The sequence below is a fragment of the Trebonia kvetii genome (genome assembly GCF_007827045.1).
Lineage (GTDB): Bacteria > Actinomycetota > Actinomycetes > Streptosporangiales > Streptosporangiaceae > Trebonia > Trebonia kvetii.
This window is the reverse complement of the sequence record NZ_RPFW01000013.1, coordinates 36,148-52,966: the sequence shown is the minus strand read 5'-3', so window position 1 is coordinate 52,966 and position 16,819 is coordinate 36,148. Positions and strand designations below refer to the sequence as shown.

At 70.6% G+C, this 16,819-nt stretch carries 12 protein-coding genes; 9 read left to right on the top strand and 3 right to left on the bottom strand.

From position 1 onward, the window contains the following. Positions 1–594 precede the first annotated feature (594 nt). From EAS64_RS41840 to EAS64_RS41800, 9 genes are all read left to right on the top strand, one after another. A complete protein-coding gene (locus tag EAS64_RS41840; protein ID WP_145862278.1) occupies positions 595–1,539 on the top strand; it encodes a LysR family transcriptional regulator in 945 nt (314 codons plus the stop codon). A 91-nt stretch (positions 1,540–1,630) separates the two neighbouring features. Beyond that, positions 1,631–2,995 (top strand): FAD-dependent oxidoreductase, encoded by a 1,365-nt coding sequence (locus EAS64_RS41835; protein WP_145862277.1) that lies wholly within the window; start codon positions 1,631–1,633, stop codon positions 2,993–2,995. Further along, complete coding sequence (locus EAS64_RS41830; RefSeq protein ID WP_145862276.1) at positions 2,995–4,275, top strand: aconitase X; 1,281 nt, start codon at positions 2,995–2,997, stop codon at positions 4,273–4,275. The genes EAS64_RS41835 and EAS64_RS41830 overlap by 1 nt, the downstream gene beginning before the upstream one ends. Beyond that, positions 4,275–4,682, top strand: a complete 408-nt coding sequence (locus tag EAS64_RS41825; protein WP_145862275.1) for an aconitase X swivel domain-containing protein — start codon at positions 4,275–4,277, stop codon at positions 4,680–4,682. The genes EAS64_RS41830 and EAS64_RS41825 overlap by 1 nt, the downstream gene beginning before the upstream one ends. Next, positions 4,679–6,418, top strand: a complete 1,740-nt coding sequence (ilvD, locus tag EAS64_RS41820; RefSeq protein WP_145862274.1) for a dihydroxy-acid dehydratase — start codon at positions 4,679–4,681, stop codon at positions 6,416–6,418. The genes EAS64_RS41825 and ilvD overlap by 4 nt, the downstream gene beginning before the upstream one ends. Further along, a complete protein-coding gene (locus EAS64_RS41815) occupies positions 6,415–7,074 on the top strand; it encodes an ABC transporter ATP-binding protein (RefSeq protein WP_145862273.1) in 660 nt (219 codons plus the stop codon). The genes ilvD and EAS64_RS41815 overlap by 4 nt, the downstream gene beginning before the upstream one ends. After that, the gene (locus EAS64_RS41810; RefSeq protein WP_145862272.1) at positions 7,071–7,955 is read left to right on the top strand and encodes a branched-chain amino acid ABC transporter permease; all 885 of its coding nucleotides are present in this window, start codon (positions 7,071–7,073) and stop codon (positions 7,953–7,955) included. Before EAS64_RS41815 ends, EAS64_RS41810 begins: the two co-directional genes overlap by 4 nt. Further along, entirely contained in the window at positions 7,952–9,862 is a 1,911-nt protein-coding gene (locus EAS64_RS41805; RefSeq protein WP_145862271.1) for a branched-chain amino acid ABC transporter ATP-binding protein/permease, read from the top strand. The genes EAS64_RS41810 and EAS64_RS41805 overlap by 4 nt, the downstream gene beginning before the upstream one ends. A 40-nt stretch (positions 9,863–9,902) precedes the next feature. Next, the gene (locus EAS64_RS41800; RefSeq protein WP_145862270.1) at positions 9,903–11,144 is read left to right on the top strand and encodes an ABC transporter substrate-binding protein; all 1,242 of its coding nucleotides are present in this window, start codon (positions 9,903–9,905) and stop codon (positions 11,142–11,144) included. Positions 11,145–11,216: 72 nt separating this feature from the next. Here EAS64_RS41800 and EAS64_RS41795 read toward each other — a convergent pair whose 3' ends face one another. The 3 genes from EAS64_RS41795 to cobA form a co-directional block, all read right to left on the bottom strand. Next, positions 11,217–13,121, bottom strand: a complete 1,905-nt coding sequence (locus tag EAS64_RS41795; RefSeq protein ID WP_222850026.1) for a GTPase — start codon at positions 13,119–13,121, stop codon at positions 11,217–11,219. A gap of 2 nt (positions 13,122–13,123) precedes the next feature. Further along, positions 13,124–15,052 carry a GTPase gene (locus tag EAS64_RS41790; RefSeq protein WP_187366555.1) on the bottom strand — a complete coding sequence of 643 codons (1,929 nt, stop codon included), beginning with the start codon at positions 15,050–15,052 and terminating at the stop codon, positions 13,124–13,126. A gap of 395 nt (positions 15,053–15,447) precedes the next feature. Then, the gene (gene cobA / locus EAS64_RS41785) at positions 15,448–16,665 is read right to left on the bottom strand and encodes a uroporphyrinogen-III C-methyltransferase (protein ID WP_246116142.1); all 1,218 of its coding nucleotides are present in this window, start codon (positions 16,663–16,665) and stop codon (positions 15,448–15,450) included. Positions 16,666–16,819 lie beyond the last annotated feature (154 nt).

Below are 16,819 nucleotides of genomic sequence, written 5' to 3'. Positions count from 1 at the left end.
TGAGCGCGGCGGGCCACGACTCGGTCGTCGCGATCGCGCAGTGGGGCCGCTCGGCCGGCGGCCAGGTCCTGGCCCGTCTCGGGCGCGGATCTGGTACAGGAGCTGCGGCAGACGGTAAAGGGCGGCGGCGGTGTCGGCGTCGCCGTACGGGCCGTGTACCAGGGTGGCTAGCTGGGCGGTGAGCTGACCAGGGGTGAATGCGGTCTCGGGCTCGGCGGCGTCAGGCATGGCTGGTTCCCCTACCCTTCCCTTCCCCGGTGCGGCTCCGGAGTGTCACGCTGGGAAACGGCCGGGCCCCGCCGGGCGGTTCGCCATGCAAGGAAGGCGTTAGCGGGCCGTAAGGTCCGTCCCCAGACGGATTGGCTCCGTCTGGGGACGATCCGCGTGTCAGACGTCGTAGGTGGCTTCGATCGTGAGACGGCGCATGGGGGTATGGCGTGTCCCCCTAGAGCCGGCCTTCCGGTACATTCTTGGCGGCACCGCCACCGCGAAGTGGCGACAAACGCCATGGGATGTGAGGACAGAGACACCCCCTCGTGTTTGGTGTGCGGGAACGTTGTCAGCGCTGCACCGAGGGCGTTTGATGAGGGAACCATGCGGCCCGTCGCCCATCTGGCAAACCTCGACCTGAACCTGCTCGTGGCACTGCGCGAGCTGGTCAGGGAGCGCAGCGTGACCAGGGCCGCGCAGCGGCTCGGGGTGACGCAGCCGGCGGCGAGCGCGTCGCTGTCCCGATTGCGGCGGCACTTCGGCGACGAACTGCTTGTCCGCGAGCACGGCGAGTACGTGCTCACCCCCCTCGGGGAGCAGCTCGCGGAGCAGGTCGAGGCGGTGTGCGTGGCCGCCGAGCGGCTGTTCGCGGCGTCGTCGCAGTTCGACCCGGCGACCTCGGACCGCGAGTTCACCCTTGTCATGGCGGACTACACGATCATGGTGATGGGCGAGGTGCTGTCGCACGCGGTGCAGCGCGCCGCGCCGCGCGCCCGGCTGCACATCAGGCTGGTGCGCGAGTCACTCGCGGCCGAGTACTCCGACGGCATCAGGTTCGTGGACGGCATGGTCGCGCCGCCGTCCAACGGATTCGCGCTGCCCGACACGCGATCGGCCGAGCTGTTCCGCGACCGCTGGGTGTGCGTGCTCGACGGCGACAACCCCGTGCTCGACGGCGGCAGCGCGCTGCGCGTGCGGGACCTCGCCGGGCTGCCGTGGGTGGCGCCCTACTACCGGGCGGGCGAACGCGGGGTCGCGTCGGTGCCGGTGATGCGCCAGCTCGCCCTGCTCGACCTGCAGCCGAGGATCGCAGTGCGGGTGGAGAGCTACCTCGCGGTGCCGTACTTCGTCACCGGCACGGACCGGGTCGCGCTGATGCAGGAGCGGCTCGCGACCAGGCTCGCGGCCACCTCCAACCTGCGGGTGCTCGAGTGCCCAGGCGAGGCGGAACCGATCGTCGAGGCACTGTGGTGGCATCGGCAATTCGAGGACGACCCGGCCCACGCATGGCTGCGGCGGCTCATCGTGGAGACCTCACGGCGGCTCTGAGCTGCGATTTCACGCGTATAAATCGTGTTTATTCGCAATAGCCAAATCATTTCTTTGTTAGTGGCGCTAATGCGGATCTAACGTCCGAGGCATGCCGCATGAACTTACCGAACTTCGGCTGGACGCGGTGACGCGGCCCGCCACCTGGCCCGTGCACGAGATCACCGCGGACGTCTGCGTCGTCGGCGCGGGGATCGCCGGGTCGTCCGCAGCGATCGAGTCGGCGCGCCTTGGCCGTTCCGTCGTGCTCGTGGACTCGCTGCCGCTGATCGGCGGCCAGATGGTCCATTCGCTGATCGGGCTGTTCGCCGGGATCTTCGGTAACGCTCCGCGGTACCCACAGCTGACCCACGGGATATTCGACGACATCTTCGCCGCGCTCGAGCCCGCGGGTGACCTGTACTTCTCCCGCGGCCACACCACGACCGTGTTCTACAACGAGGTCGCGCTCGGCCGCTGGCTGGAACGGACCGTGCGCGACCTCGGCATCCAGGTGATCACCGGCGCGGTGCTCGGCGACGTGGACCTGCGCGACGGGTTCGTCTCCTCGGTTGAGCTCGCGACCAGGTACGGGGACGTGCGGGTGCGGGCGGCCGGCTACGTCGACGCGTCCGGCGACGCCGCGCTGACCTACCGGGCCGGCCTGCCGTGCTGGGAGCCGTCCCGGCCGATCTACGGCAGCCAGCAGGTGATCGTGGAGAACCTCAACGAGGCGCACAAGCCGGACAACGGCGAGATCGACGCGGTGTTCGCCGCCCGCGGCGAGGAGTTCGGGCTGCTGCGGCGGGGCGGTCTCGCGTTCTTCTTCCCAGGGCGAGGCACCGCGGTGCTGAACGTCACGCACATCGACGCGCCGCTCGACCCGGCCGGCGCCTCGCGCGCCATGTTTCAGGGGCGCGACCAAGCGGACGGCGCGCTCGCCCTGCTCAAGGCCGAGTTCCCCAAGGCGTTCGGCGAGGCACGGGTGCGGGCCTACGGGTTCCCCGGGCGGCGGCAGACGCGGTGGATCCGCGGCGCGCACCAGCTGACCGTGGACGAGGTGCGCGCCGGGACCGTCTTCGACGACGCGGTGGCGCGCACGGCATGGCCGGTGGAACTGCACGACCGGTCCGATGGCTACGTGTGGGAGATGTTCCCCGCCGAGCACGTGCACTACGTGCCGCTACGGTCGATGCTGCCGCCGGGCGCGGCGAACCTGGTCGCCGCCGGGCGATGCGTGGACGGCGACGCCGCCGCGCTGTCCAGCGTGCGGGTGATGGGGCCGTGCTCCGCGATGGGCTTCGCCGCCGCGCACGTGCTCGCGATGGCGTCGGGGGGGAACACGAACCCGTTCGGGATGATCGATTTCGGCTCGCTGTCCAGCGTCCACGACACCGACCTGGAGCGGCTGCGCTCGCGGATCGGCGCGAACATCGGCGCGGATATCGGCACTGGCGCGGCGGCGGGAGGCGCGTGATGTACCTGACCGATGACGACAAGCGGATGCGGGACGGTGCGGAGGGCGACGCGGCCGCGGCCGCGATGGACCTGCTGATCAGGTACGGGTACGCGCTCGACGCGGAGCGGCTGTGCTCGATCAGGAACGTGGCGGGGACGATGACCCAGCCGTCGCCTGTCAAGGCGCGGCTCGTCGCCGAGGGCGGCTGGGACAAGGCGTTCGCCGTCATCAACCTGGACAGCGACCGCGACCTGACCATCCCACCGATGCGGGTGCCGACCTGCCAGCTGCAGCACGGGTTCGGTCCCGACTCGGTGGACATCGTGCCTTACCCGCGCGCCAACGTCGACCTGCAGTCCGACGGCGAGGCGTTCTACGGTCGGCACGGCGTCCAGATCCTCGCCACCTGCACGCCATACCAGGTGGGCAACCTGCCGATGCGCGGCGAGCACTGCGCGTGGATGGAATCGTCCGCGGTGATCTACGCCAACTCGGTGCTCGGCGCGCGGACCAACTGCGAGGGGATCGCGTCCACCGGGGCGGCGTCGCTGACCGGGCGGATTCCCTGCTGGGGCAACCACCTGGACGAGAACCGGTACGGGACGCACCTGATCTCGGTGTCTGGCGTGCTTGTCGAAGGCTTTCAGGACTGGGGGATGCTCGGATACTTCGCGGGGTCGGTTTCCGGTGAGGACCGGCCGGTTCTCGCGGGTTCCCTGTCGCGGCCTGACCTGACCGAGCTGAAGCACTTCGGGGCGGCGGCGGCGACATCCGGCGGGGTGGAGCTGTACCACATTCCGGGGATCACGCCCGAGGCTGTTTCTGTCGAGGCCGCCTTTTCGGGTCCGGTTCCTGATGCCGTGGGGTACGGGCCGGCCGAGCGGCGGGCGGTGTACGAGACGCTGAACGAGATCGGCTCGTCTTCCGACGTGGACTTCGTGCTGCTCGGCTGCCCGCACGCGTCGCTCGACCAGATCAGGCAGACCGCGGCGCTCCTCGACGGGCGCCGCGTGTCCGCCAGCTGCGAGCTGTGGATCATGGCGCCGCGCGCGCTCGCGGTGATGGCGGAACGGTCCGGCTACACCGCGGTGATCGAGCGGGCCGGCGGCCGGGTGCTCGCCGACTCCTGCCCGGCGATGTCGAGGGCGGCTCCTGCCGGCACGAAGGTGTTCGCGACGGATTCGGCCAAGCAGGCGCACTACCTGCCCGCGATCCTCGGCATCGAGGCGTGGTTCGGCACGCTCAAGGAGTGCGTCTCCGCCGCCGTGACCGGGCGCTGGAACGGGGGCCTGCACTGATGAGCGGTCTCATCCTTCATGGCAGGAACATCGTCCCCGGCGTTGTCGAGGGCGAGGCGCTGGTGTCGCACGAGCCGATATCCGGCTGGGGCGGGATCGATCCGGCGCGTGGCGTGATCATCGAACGCCGCCACGAACTGTACGGGGTGTGCTTCACCGGGAAGATCCTCGTTTTTCCCAGCGCCAAGGGGTCATCGGGCTGGTCGGGGTTCTTCCAGACGACACGGCTTTCCGGCACCGCACCCATCGGCATGATTGTCGGCCGCATCTCAGCGAAATCCGCACTCGGCGCGGTCGTGACGCGGGTTCCCGCGATTACCGATCTCGACGCCGATCCCTGTTCGGTCATCGCCACCGGTGACTGGGTGCGTCTCGACAACTCAACAGTGGAGGTCACCAAGCAATGACGCAGTCACCTCCCGGGGGGACGCCCCCCGGTGCCCCCCGTGCCCCCCGCGATCTGCGCTCCAATTACGAGCCAGGCACCTCCCGGTGGGCGACCCGCCGGGCGCAGTGGCTCGCGCTCGGGCTGTCCGACGCGGACATGCTCAAGCCGAAGATCGCGATCGTGAATACGTCGTCGCAGCTCGCGATCTGCTTCAGCCACCTGGATTCCATCGCAGCCCGGGTGAAGCGGTCGATCGAGGCGGCGGGCGGCATCGGCTTCGAGGTGCGCACCGCGGCCCCCAGCGACTTCATCCACAGCGCCGGGCACCGCGGCGGGTACATCCTGTCCGCCCGCGACCTGATCACCAACGACATCGAGATGCAGGTAGAGGGCGCGCAACTGGACGGCATGATCTGCCTGGCGTCCTGCGACAAGACCGCGCCCGGGCAGCTGATGGCCGCCGCGCGGCTGAACATCCCCACTATCATCGTCGCCTGCGGATACCAGGCGAGCGGCTCCTACCGCGGCAGGCACTGCGACATCGAGGACGTGTTCCTCGCGGCCGGGCACCTCCTAAGCGGCGGACTCAGCGTGGACGAGCTGACCGAGATGAGCGCGAGCGCGGTGCTGTCGCCCGGTGTGTGCGCGGGGATCGGCACCGCGAACACGATGCACCTGGCCTGCGAGGCCCTCGGGATGGCGCTGCCCGGCTCCACGCCGGTCCGGGCGAACAGCGAGCCGATGTGGCGGGCCGTCGACGCGGCGGGCGCCCGCATCGTGGAGATGGTGGCCGAGGGCCTCAAGCCGCGCGACATCCTCACCCCGGCGGCGTTCGGGAACGCGGTCACCGCCATCTTGTCGGTCAGCGGGTCGATCAACTCGGTCAAGCACCTGCAGGCGGTCGCCGCCGAGTCGGAGTGCGGCGCGGACGTCTACCGGCTGTTCGAGACGCTCGCGGACGGCGTGCCGCTGCTCACCGCGATCAGGCCCAACGGCGAGACGCCGATCGAGGACTTCGAGGACGCGGGAGGGACGCGGGCGCTGATGAAGCAGCTTGAGCCGCTGCTCGACGGGCGGGCGCTGACCGTGACCGGACGCACCGTCGCGGCCAACCTCGCCGAGGCGGTGGTGACGGATCCGGAGGTGATCAGGACACAGGAAAATGCACTGGGACGGCGGCCGACGATCGTGCTGATCCGCGGCAGCCTCTGCCCCGATGTCGGGATCGTAAAGCTCGCCGTCGCCGACGACCGTCGGCTCGAATTCACCGGGCCCGCGATCGTCTTCGAGTCCGCGCAGGAGGCACTGGACGGGGTCAAGGCGGGCCTGATCGAGTCCGGCCAGGTCGTGGTACTGCGCGGCCTTGGGGTCACCGGCTCCCCCGGCATGGGCATGGCCTCCGCGCTTGTCTTCGCGCTTGACGGCGCAGGGCTCACCGGCGAGGTCGCGGTCGTCACCGACGGGCAACTGTCCGGCCTGGTGAACAAGGGCATCGTGGTGGGCGAGGTGTCGCCAGAGGCTGCGGCGGGCGGTCCGCTCGGCCTGGTCCACGACGGCGACACGATCAGCATCGACGTGCCGGCGCGGACCGCCGACCTAGAGGTCGCGCCCGACGAGCTGGCCGAGCGGAGGGCTGCGCTCGGCGCCAGCCCGCCCGTGCGGCCCGCCGAGGTCGGCTGGCTGTCGGTCTACCAGCGCCTCGTGCGGCCGCTGCCCGAGGGCGCGGTCCTGCGGCCGAGAAGGTCAGCGTCATGAGCGCGCTCGCGGTCACGGGGATGTCGGTCGCCTACGGTAACGTGGTCGCGGTCCACGACGCCACATTCACCGTCACCGAGGGCGACGCCTGCGCGATCACCGGGCCGAACGGGAACGGCAAGTCCTCGATCCTGATGGGCGTCACCGGCATGGTGCGCAGGCGCGGCGAGGTATCGATCTTCGGGGCGCCAGCCAGGAACGGTGACGTCAAGTGGGCGGCACGGCACGGCCTCACCCTCGTCCCCGAGCGCCGCCAGCTCTACCCGGAGCTGGCGGCGGCGGACAACATCATCCTCGGCTGCTACACGTGGACGAAAAGCATCGGGAAGGCCAGAAGATCAGACGCCTACGGGCGCGCCGTCGACCTCTTCCCCGAGCTCAAGCCGCATCTCAAACAGGCGGCGGGCACCCTGTCCGGCGGCGAGCAGCAGATGGTGGCGATCGCCCGCGGCCTGGCCGCCAACCCGAAGATCCTCGCCGTCGACGAGCCGTGCCTCGGCCTCGCCGAGGCGGTCGCCAAGCGGGTCTACGACGCGCTGGCGCAGATCCACGCGGCCGGCACCACGCTGATCATCGTCGAGGAGGCACCGCGCCGGGCGCTGACCCTGTGCAACAGGCGCGTCGAGGTGCGCAACGGAATGGCGGGTGCGGCATGAAGCTCGGCAACCTCATCATCGCGGGCATCACCACCGGCGCGATCTATGCGATGTTCGCGGTCTGCGTCTCGGTCTGGTACCGGGTCTCCAACATCCTCAACCTGGCCGTCGGCGACTTCGCCATGGTCGGCGCGCTCGGCGTGGACAACCTGCACCGCGTCAAGGGGCTGCCGCTGCCGGTCGCCATCATCACCACGATCGCCGTCGTCGCGGTGTTCGCGTACGTCTACGACCAGGTGGTGCTGCGCCTCGCGCAGGACGGGAAGCGTCCGATCGAGGGCATCGTCGTCACGTTCTTCTTCACCTTCGCGCTGTCGTTCTTCATCGATGGAGTGGCCAAGTCGCTGTTCGGCACCGATGTGCACGCCGCGCCGACCCTGTGGAACGGCGCGCACCTCACCGTGGGCAGCCTGAACTTCGAGCGCTCGGGCATCCTCGTGCTGGCCTGCGCGGTCATCATCGGCGGCGCCTTCTGGGTCTACATCAGGTTCACGCTCGGCGGCAAGGCGCTCGAGGCAAGCGGCGAGAACTCCATCGGAGCGCGGATCGTCGGCATCGACACCAGGCAGTACCGGCGGCTGATCTTCATCGCGACCGCGGTAATCGCCGCCGTGTTCGGCATCGTGGAATCGCCGCTCACCGGGTTCACGTACCTGTCCGGCGCGACGATCTCGCTCACCGGGTTCCTCGCCGCCGCCTACGGCGGATTCCGCAAACCCGGCCGAGCATTGCTCGCCGGACTGTTCATCGGCGTGCTCGAAGCGCTGCTCGGCGGCTACGTCAGCGCGCAGTACGGCGACACGGTCCTATACGCGATCCTCGCCACGCTAATCCTCGCCTGGCCGCGCGGCCTCGGCTTCGAATCGGCGGTGACCGGATGAACGCGTTCCTGGCCGCGTCCGCGCGGATCACCTCCAGGGCCACCGCCCTGTCCTTCGCTCTGTCCTCAAGCCCGGCCGGGCGGCGGGTACCGCGCGGCGGGGTGCCGGCGGCAGTCGTCCTCGTGGCAGGCGCGCTCGTCGTGCTCGTCTACGGGCAGCAGTACACCGGGTCCGTAATCGTGCTGTCCGCCACTTACGCGATCGTCACCGCCGGCATGGCGGTGCAGATCGGGTTCAGCCAGCAGATCGCGTTCTCCCAGTCGGTGTTCTTCGGCGTCGGCGCCTACGGCGTGGCAATGCTGAACACCCACCTCAATATGTCGGTGCTGCTCGCCACGGTGATCATGGTGATGGGCGCGGCGCTCGCCGCGCTGCTGCTCGGGTCGGTGGTCACCCGCGCCTCGGGGCTCGCGCTCGCCGTCGCCACGCTGATGCTGCCGCTGATCGCGGTCGGCTACGTGTCCGGCACCGGTTTCCTTGGCGGGCCGGTCGGCGCACCGCTCACCGGCACGCTGTGGCCGTCGTCGTCGGCGTCGTCCGCGGTGATCACGGTCGGCGGCGGCCTCATCGTCATCGTGGTGCTCGCGCTCGTAGTATTCATCTGCGCCAGGATCCTGTCCTCCGACATCGGCCTTGAGCTGTTCGTGCTCGGCGTCGACGAGCGGACCGCCGCCGCCCTCGGGGTCCGCACGCCGCGGCGGAAGCTTGAGCTGTTCGTGCTCGGCTGCGTGTTCGCCGCGCTCGCCGGCGCCGTCTACGCGGGCATCCAGCAGTTCGTGCCGGAGACCGTGGTCGACCCGACCACCGAGCTGGCCCTGCTGATCATGCTGTTCATCGGCGGGCGGCGCTCGGTCATCGGGGCGGTCATCGGCGCGCTTGTCATCCAGTACCTGCAGGGCGCGAGTAACTGGGTGAGCGTCAACATCCTCATCGTGGAGGGCGTGCTGCTCACCGTGGTGCTCCTGGTCGACCCAGAGGGGCTGGCCGGCATCGTGGCGACCGCAGTGGCATGGCTGCGCCGGTGGGCAGCGGGGGCCGCCGAGATGGCGATCGCGGGACCAGAGGAGGCGGACGAGGCCCCGGCCGCTGCCGACGGCATCGCTGACCCGTCGCTGTCGAGCGTGCTCACCGAGGCCGGCCCGGCAGCGGAGCCAGCCGGCGCGCAGACCGCGACGCTGCTCGAGGTCCGGGGCGTCTTCAAGGAGTACGGCGGGCTGAGCGTGCTGCACGACGTCACGATCAGGCTGCCGGAGCGGGGCCTGTTCGGGCTGTGCGGCCCGAACGGGGCGGGCAAGTCCACACTGCTCAACGTCATCGGCGGCAGCGTGCCGCCGTCGGCGGGCGAGGTCATGCTGAGCGGCGCGGACATCACAAAGCGTCCGCCGCACGAGCGGTTCCAGCTGGGCGTCAGCCGCACCTTCCAGGCCGTCCACCTGATCAAGGGCCGTACCGTGCTCGACAACGTGGCGGTCGCTTGCCTCGCGTCGCACACCGCGTCGATCGTGACCAGGATCGGCCGCAGCCGTCTCGACGCGGCCAGGGAGCAGGCGGCGCGGACACTGGCCGACCTCGGCATGGCTCACCTCGCCGACCGGGAGGTCTCCAGCCTCACGCTTGAGACCCAGCGGATGGTAGAGCTGGCGCGTGCGCTCGCGCCCAGTCCCCGGCTGCTGCTGCTCGATGAGCCGGCCTCCGGGCTGTCGGAAGAGCAGCGCCAGCGACTCGCCGCGATGCTCACCACGCTCGCCGGCCGCACCTGCGTGCTGCTCGTCGAGCACGACCTGGCGCTCGTCGCCCAGGTGAGCGAGCGGATCTTCGTGCTGTCCGGCGGCCACCTCGTCTTCGACGGCGGCGCCGCCGACTTCCGCTCCTCGCCGGTTGTCAACTCGCTGCTCGTCGGCAGCTAAGACCATACAAGTCCGCAGCAAATTCCAGGAGGAAAGAACAATGATTCGAAGACGAACACCCTTCAGGATAGCCGCCGCCGCAGCCACGGTCCTGGCGGCCGGCATGCTCGCCGCGTGCAGCTCAGGCGGCGGCAACGCCGCGGGCGGCAACTCCCAGATCGTCGCCTGCGGCGACCTGGCGCTCTCCGGGGTGTACGCCCAGATCGGCGAGTCAGACAACTGGGGCGCCGAGGCGTACTTCAAGTACATCAACGCCCACGGCGGCCTCCTGGGCCACCAGGTCAAGTACGTCAACCTGAACAACCAGTCGAACGCGGCGCAGTCCGAGCTCAACGCGAAGAAGTGCATCCAGACCTACCACGCGCAGGTCATCATCGGGCCCGAGTCCGGTGCGGACACCGAGTCGGCGCTGCCGATCGCGATCGCCAACAAGACGGTCCTGATCAGCCTGTCCTCCGGCTGGCAGACCAACGGCTACCCGGCGAGCGAACTGAACTCCTTCGGCTTCCCCGGCTTCTACGACGTGTTCGCGCAGGACCAGATCGCCTCGGTGAAGAACCTGATCGTGCCGAGGCACTACACGCGGGTCGCGCTGCTCGAGGACAACTGCGGCTCGGTCTGCCTGGCCAACCAGGCCACCGTGCAGGGCCTGGCCGCGCAGAACGGCTTTCAGCTCGTCTCCACCCAGATCGACCAGGTGGGCGCCACCGACGTCACCCCGCAGGTGCTCGCCATGCTGGCCGCCAAGCCGCAGATCATCCTCTTCGGCCTGGTGCCGGGCACCGACTCGATCACGGCCATCAAGGCCATCAGGGCGCAGGACCCGACCATCCCGATCAGCGAGTGCTCCGGGTGCGAGATCCCCAGCTTCGTAGCGGCGGCCGGCGGCCCGACGGCGATGCAGAACATCTACGTGCTCGGTTCCATGCGGAACTGGCTGACCCAGGCTTCCGCGGGCACCCGCCAGATCGACAAGGACACCGCGGCCGGCCTGACGACATACATCGCCGGCATGCAGGCCGCCGGGCTCGGCAACGACAACGCGATCGAGAACAGCCAGGAAGGCTGGGATGCCGGGCTCGAGATCAACTGGGCGATCACGCAGGCCGGCACCCTGGACCAGACCAAGGTCATGCAGAAGCTGCAGAACCTGAACATCAACACGCTTGGCATCGTCTGGACCAGGACCCCGGCCAACTACGAGAGCTACAGCGACGTCGACGCCGCCATGGCGATCATCAATCCGGACGGCTCAGCCAGTCTGTACAACCCAGGGAGTTAAGAAGTAGCAGAACGAGTGCGGGTGATACCCGCACCCGTTCTGGATAGTCCTTTTTCTCAGCGGCGGCGGCGGTCAGGCACCTGCCCTGCCCGCCGCCACCGCCAGTTCCTTCTTGAACCGTTCGTACTGGGAGATCTCGCTGCCGGTCGCGACGAGCACCAGGTCATGCGTCACGCGGTCGACCCGGTCGCGCATCGACCGCCTGGCCGTCTCGCGCTCGCGGTCCGCGGCGGCGACCGCCACGTTCCGGCAGCCGAGGGCCGTCACATAGCCGAGCACGAGCATCGCTGCCGCCATGACAAGCAGCCACGGGATCAGCGAGACCTCTCCGGTCCAGCCCTGGTGATGCCCGGCGCCGTGGACCACCGCGATCACCACCGACAGGGCGACGCCGGCCACGGCGAGCACGGCGAGCAGCCACTGCCACGCCGTGACCAGCCGCCACCAGGCCGGCGGGCGTGACGCGCCGGCGACGGCCGCCTCCCGCACCGCTGCGGTGAGCGCCTGCGGGACCATGTCCGCGTTGGACCGGGCCGCCTCGCGCATGCTGCCCGCCCACGGCTCGGGAAGGCCCTTGCCCACCGCGTCGCCGAACACGGTGATCGCGTTGTCCACCTCCGACTGCTGCGCCTGGCCGGCTGCCGCCTCGGCGGCACGCTGAACCGCCTTGGCACCGCCGCCCGGCCGCAGCGAGCGCACCGGATCGCGACGGCCCGGCACCAGCCGGGCGACGGGCCAGCCGGTGAGCCGCGCCCCCTGAGCCTCGCGGGCGCTCGCCATGGCCTGCGCGACCGCGGTCAGCCCCGCGGCGCCCGCGAACGCATCGCCGAGCTGGTCAGCCGCCGCCGTCGGCACGCTGCCCGCCGGATCGTCGGCCTCCGGCTTATCGCCGTCAGGCGTCGCGTCCTCCCACGGCGGACGAGACGGCGCGGGGCTCGCCGCCGTCTCCTCGCCGTCCTCCAGTTCCCACGGCGGGCGGGACGGTGCCTGCGGCTGAACGTCGGCCTCTTCGGGCAGCGGCGCGGCAACCGGCGCACCCGGGGTCGCCGCGGCGACGGCCGTATCCGGCGCCACCTGCGGGCCCGTGTACGCGGCGAACCCGCCGATCAGCCCGTCGATGTCGGCCGCGATCCGGTCGGTGACCGCACGGTTCCTGCGCACCGTCTCGGTGAGCAGCAGGCGCAGTTCGTCAAGGCCGTCGCCCGTCCGCGCCGAGACCGGGAGCACCGGCGTGTCGGGCAGGCCCTCGGCGTCGAGCAGCCTGCGAAGGTCGTCCTCGCAGTCCCTGGCCTGCTCGGGCGGGAGCGTGTCGATCTGGTTGAGCACCACGGTGAACACGGGGGCGTGGCCCGCCAGCGGGATCAGGTACCGGTTGTGCACGGCGGCGTCGGCATACTTCTGCGGATCGAGCACCCAGATGACCATGTCGGCCAGCTTGGACAGCCGGTCCACCGCCGCCATCGACGCGGTCACCACCGAGTCATGGTCGGGGAGATCGAGCAGGATCAGGCCGTCAAGGTCGGACTCGCCAGTGTCGAGCACGCTGGCCCTGGCGTAGCGGTGACGGCGCTGGACGCCGAGCCAGTCCAGCAGCGGCGCCGCTCCCTGCATGCCCCACACGCAGGCGTGCACGTGCCTGGTCATCGGGCGGGTCACTCCCGGCGGCGAGAACGTGGCCCCGGACAGGGCGTTGAACAGCGTCGACTTCCCGCTGCCGGTTCCGCCGGCCAGGGCGATGACGGTGTGGCTGCCGGACAGCCGCAGGCGTTCGCCCGCCCGCTTGAGCACCGACTCCGCGTCGTCGAGCAGCGCCGCGCTGAAGCCCTTGTCGTCGGCGGGCTGCCGGTGCTGGTCCGCCGTGCCCGCGGCGCCCTGCCCCTGGCGCGCCCGGCCGATCCTGACCACTTCGGCGAGGGCGTCGAGGCGGCGCGACAGGTCGTGCTCGGAGAGGCGCTGCGATCCGGCGAAGGGGAGCATGGTCACCGGGCCGCCTCAAGCGAGTACTCGGCCTGGTACAGCCGCACCGCGGCGATTGGATCGATCGGCCCGGCCTCGTCGAGTACCTCGCTATAGCGGAGCAGTTCCTCGTCGAACAGCAGCCCGACCCGCTGCCAGAGGTCCTGCCTGGCCTTGGTGATCAGCTCAAGCGATGCGCGGTCGCCCATGATCGAGGCGAGCACTTCCCTGGGCACGGTGCCGACCCCGTCCTTGTCTTCCCTGGCAGCATCCTGACCGGCCGGAGCGGTGCCGCCGGCCTGGCTCGGCTCACCGAGCATCGCCACCAGCGTCAGCACGCTGACAGTGGCGGCATCGCGGCCGGCGGCGGCGCCAGGGCGGCGCGCGACCTCCGACTGCGTGAACCGCGTCAGCTGATCTTGCCACGTGCTGATGGCACGCGAGAGCCGCAGGGGCAAGTCGGGGGCAGACCGGTCAAAAGCCCCATGTTTCGGCAGGTCCGCACCCGCCTCTTCCGCCACGGCGTGCCCGAAGGCCGACTCGAACTCTCGCTTGGCCCGCTCGCCCCTGATCCTGCTCGCATCGGCGGCGGCGAGCAGCGCGGCGCCGCCCGGATTGTCCCGCCAGACCCGCGCCACCTGCTCGGCAGCCCGGTCTCCGATCGACACCACGAGCGCCTGCAGCGCGGAGCGGAGCGCCGTCTCGAGCGCAGTGTGCCGGGATGCGCCTGCCTCGGTGCGTGCCCGCTTGCCGCCGCGCTTCATCCCTGACCCGGCGCGCTTGCCGCGCAGCCCGGCGCCGAGATCGCCGCTCGCCGCGTAGTCCTGCCAGCGAGCCAGCACCTCGCCCGCCAGCAGGCGGCCGTCTCGGGTGCCCTCATCGAACTCCCCGAGCGCGGTCGAGTAGGCGGTTTCCGCCTCCTTGCGCAGCCGGGTGCGGAGCACCACCTGGGCGTCCACGTGCGCCGCAAGCCGCGGCACCCGGACCTTGAACGTGTCGAGCATGCCGGCCATCGTCTGGCTGAGCACCGCGACCCGCCGGTCGGCCCGCTTGGCGGTGTCGTCGAGCCAGTCCCTGATCGGCTGGAAGATTTCGTCGGGGAGGAAGCCGTCCACGATGCCGGTCTCCGGGATGACGAACCGGTGCTCGGCCTGGACGCCGTTGGCGTCGAGCATCGCGTTGAAGTGGTCGACGAGCTCGGTGCGGTGGCTCGGCGGGACGCGGGACAGGACGACCCCGAGCGAGGCACCCCGTTCCCGCGCGTGCTGCAGCAGTTCCCAGACCGGCGCGTCCGCGTACCTGGTGGCGCTCGTCATGAACAGCCACAGGTCCGACGCGTCGAGGAACTGGTAGGCGAAGTCGTAGTGCGCGCGCACCACGGAGTCGATGTCGGGGGTGTCGAGGAGGGCGATCCCCCGCGTCATCCCCTCGTTCGCGGCGAGCACGAGCAGCCCGTCCCGCCCCGGCCGCGCCAGCCCCTCCTGGCGCACCCGGGGCAGTGTCGGCAGGAACATGTTCTCCGCGAACCAGTGAATGTCGTCGGGGTGACAGGCGAGCACCGGTGAGTTCGTGGTGGGCCGCCGCACGCCCGTCTGGCTGACCTGAGTGCCGACGATGCTGTTGACCAGTGTCGACTTGCCCGCTCCGGTTGACCCGACCAGGGCGACGAGCAGCGGTGCCGCGGACTGGCGGACCCGGGGCAGCAGGTAGTCGTCGATCTGGCTGAGCAGCTGCGTGCGCTCCGCGGTGACCTCTTCGGCACCCGGGATGTCGAACACCAGCGGAATGGCCGCGATCCGTTTCCTGAGGTTCAGCAGGGTAGCCTCGAGGAGCCTGCCGTCCACCCGGGCGCGGGGACGCTGCCACTGCGAATCCGGCGCAGCCGTCTCCTCATCGGGCGCGCCCCAGGCGGACCTGGGGGCGTCTCGCCCTGACAACGACGGCTCTGACATGCCACTTTCATTCCCGGAGGCCGGTGAATTGGCATCACTTAGCGGCGCCAATTCACTACCATGCGCGCGGGTCTCGGTCTGCTCGGTGTGATCGCTCTGCTCGCCGCGTTCGCCGGGCGACGACGATTGTTCCGCCGTCATGCCCTTACCTTCCATGGTCCCGCCTGGTTTTATGCTCGTTAAATTGTCCTCCGCCAGCGGGGGTACCGGCGAAGGGGCCGTGCGCGTGCCGTGCTAGTGGCCGTGCGGGCCGGCCCCGGCCCGCCCACCACCGTCCCGGCCAGCATTGTGCTGGTCAGGACCGTCCTGGCCAGGTGAGGTCTGGCCAGCACCGCCTTGGCCAGTGCTGTCCTGGCCGGGGCCGGCCTGGCCAGCACTGCCCTGACCCGCGCCGGTCAAGCGCGCAAGTCCCGGACGAGCGCGGCGAGTTCCGCCGCGACGGTCACCACTCCGCCGATAACCACGACGGCTGGTGGCCGGACGCCCTCGTCCGCTAGTCGCCTCTCAACGTCGTCTAGCGTTGAATAAATTGTGCGCTGCGTGGGCATGGTACCGTCCGCTATTACCGAAACAGGATAGTTCCCCGGCCGTCCGTGTTTCATGAGCGTCCTTGTGACCGTACCTATGCGTTCCAGTGACATCAGGAGCACCAGCGTGCCGTCCGACCGGGCGAGCGCGGGCCAGTCCAGGGTGGAGCGCTCATCGTCCGGCGGCACGTGCACCGAGATCACGTGGAAGTCCTGCGCCGTCCCCCGGTGGGTGACCGGCAGCCCGGCGGCGGTCGGCACGCCGACCGCGCTGCTCACGCCGGGAACCACCGTGACGGGGATGCCGGCGCGCAGGCAGGCGAGCATCTCCTCGCCGCCGCGGCCGAAGACAAAGGGGTCACCGCCCTTGAGCCGGACCACGAACTTGCCGCTCGCCGCGTGCGCGACGAGGGCCTCGTTGATCTCTTCCTGCGACATCTGCCTGCGATAGGGGACCTTGCCCGCGTCGATGACCAAGACGTCGGGCGGCAGCTCGCCCAGCAGCTCCCGCGGGCCCAGCCGGTCGGCGATCACCACGTCCGCCTCGGCGAGCAGCTGCCGCCCGCGGACAGTGATGAGGCCAGGGTCGCCTGGGCCGCCGCCGACCAGTGCCACCCCGGTGAGCCGTCTCCGGTGGTGGCGGGCGGCGATGGTCCCCGACCGCAGGCCCGCAGTGATCGCGTCGCGGATCGCGGCGCTATGCCGCGGGTCGCCGCTGAGCACCCCGACACTGGTGTCGCCTGCCGTGCCGGAGGCGGGCGTCCACGCGGTCGCGGCGGACGCGTCGTCGGCGCGCGTGCACCACGTGCGGTTCGCCTCCGCCTCCGCGGCCACCGCGGCGTTGACCTCCGGGCGGTCGGCGCAGGCGATCACCAGCCAGGCGCCGGCGCAGTCGCCGCTCGCGTAGCCGCGCCGGCGCCACTCGATCCTGCTGTGCGCGGCCAGTTCCTCCAGGGCAGGGGTGGCCGAGGGCGAGACGAGCAGCACGTCCGCGCCGGCCGCGAGCAGGCGCGGAACCCGGCGCGCGGCGACCGCCCCACCGCCGACCACAAGCACCTGCCTGCCGCGCAGCCGCAGGCCGAGCAGGTACGCCTCGGCTGATCCGTCCTGCCGTCCTGCGCCTCGTCCTGCGCCTCGTCCTGCCCCTTGTCCTGCCTCTGGTCCGGTCACGGCGGCAGGTTACCTCGGCGGCAGGCCCGGCGAGCCTCCGGCCCGGTGCTGGTGTGCCTGGTCTCGTGCC

Excerpts from the sequence above, each read along its gene's own strand:
- EAS64_RS41815 (WP_145862273.1), top strand. The coding sequence starts at position 6,415 with ATGAGCGCGCTCGCGGTCACGGGGATGTCGGTCGCCTACGGTAACGTG.
- EAS64_RS41840 (WP_145862278.1), top strand. The coding sequence starts at position 595 with ATGCGGCCCGTCGCCCATCTGGCAAACCTCGACCTGAACCTGCTCGTG.
- EAS64_RS41810 (WP_145862272.1), top strand. The coding sequence starts at position 7,071 with ATGAAGCTCGGCAACCTCATCATCGCGGGCATCACCACCGGCGCGATC.
- EAS64_RS41835 (WP_145862277.1), top strand. The coding sequence starts at position 1,631 with ATGCCGCATGAACTTACCGAACTTCGGCTGGACGCGGTGACGCGGCCC.
- EAS64_RS41795 (WP_222850026.1), bottom strand. The coding sequence starts at position 13,121 with ATGCTCCCCTTCGCCGGATCGCAGCGCCTCTCCGAGCACGACCTGTCG.
- EAS64_RS41790 (WP_187366555.1), bottom strand. The coding sequence starts at position 15,052 with ATGTCAGAGCCGTCGTTGTCAGGGCGAGACGCCCCCAGGTCCGCCTGG.
- ilvD (WP_145862274.1), top strand. The coding sequence starts at position 4,679 with ATGACGCAGTCACCTCCCGGGGGGACGCCCCCCGGTGCCCCCCGTGCC.
- EAS64_RS41825 (WP_145862275.1), top strand. The coding sequence starts at position 4,275 with ATGAGCGGTCTCATCCTTCATGGCAGGAACATCGTCCCCGGCGTTGTC.
- EAS64_RS41830 (WP_145862276.1), top strand. The coding sequence starts at position 2,995 with ATGTACCTGACCGATGACGACAAGCGGATGCGGGACGGTGCGGAGGGC.
- EAS64_RS41800 (WP_145862270.1), top strand. The coding sequence starts at position 9,903 with ATGATTCGAAGACGAACACCCTTCAGGATAGCCGCCGCCGCAGCCACG.
- EAS64_RS41805 (WP_145862271.1), top strand. The coding sequence starts at position 7,952 with ATGAACGCGTTCCTGGCCGCGTCCGCGCGGATCACCTCCAGGGCCACC.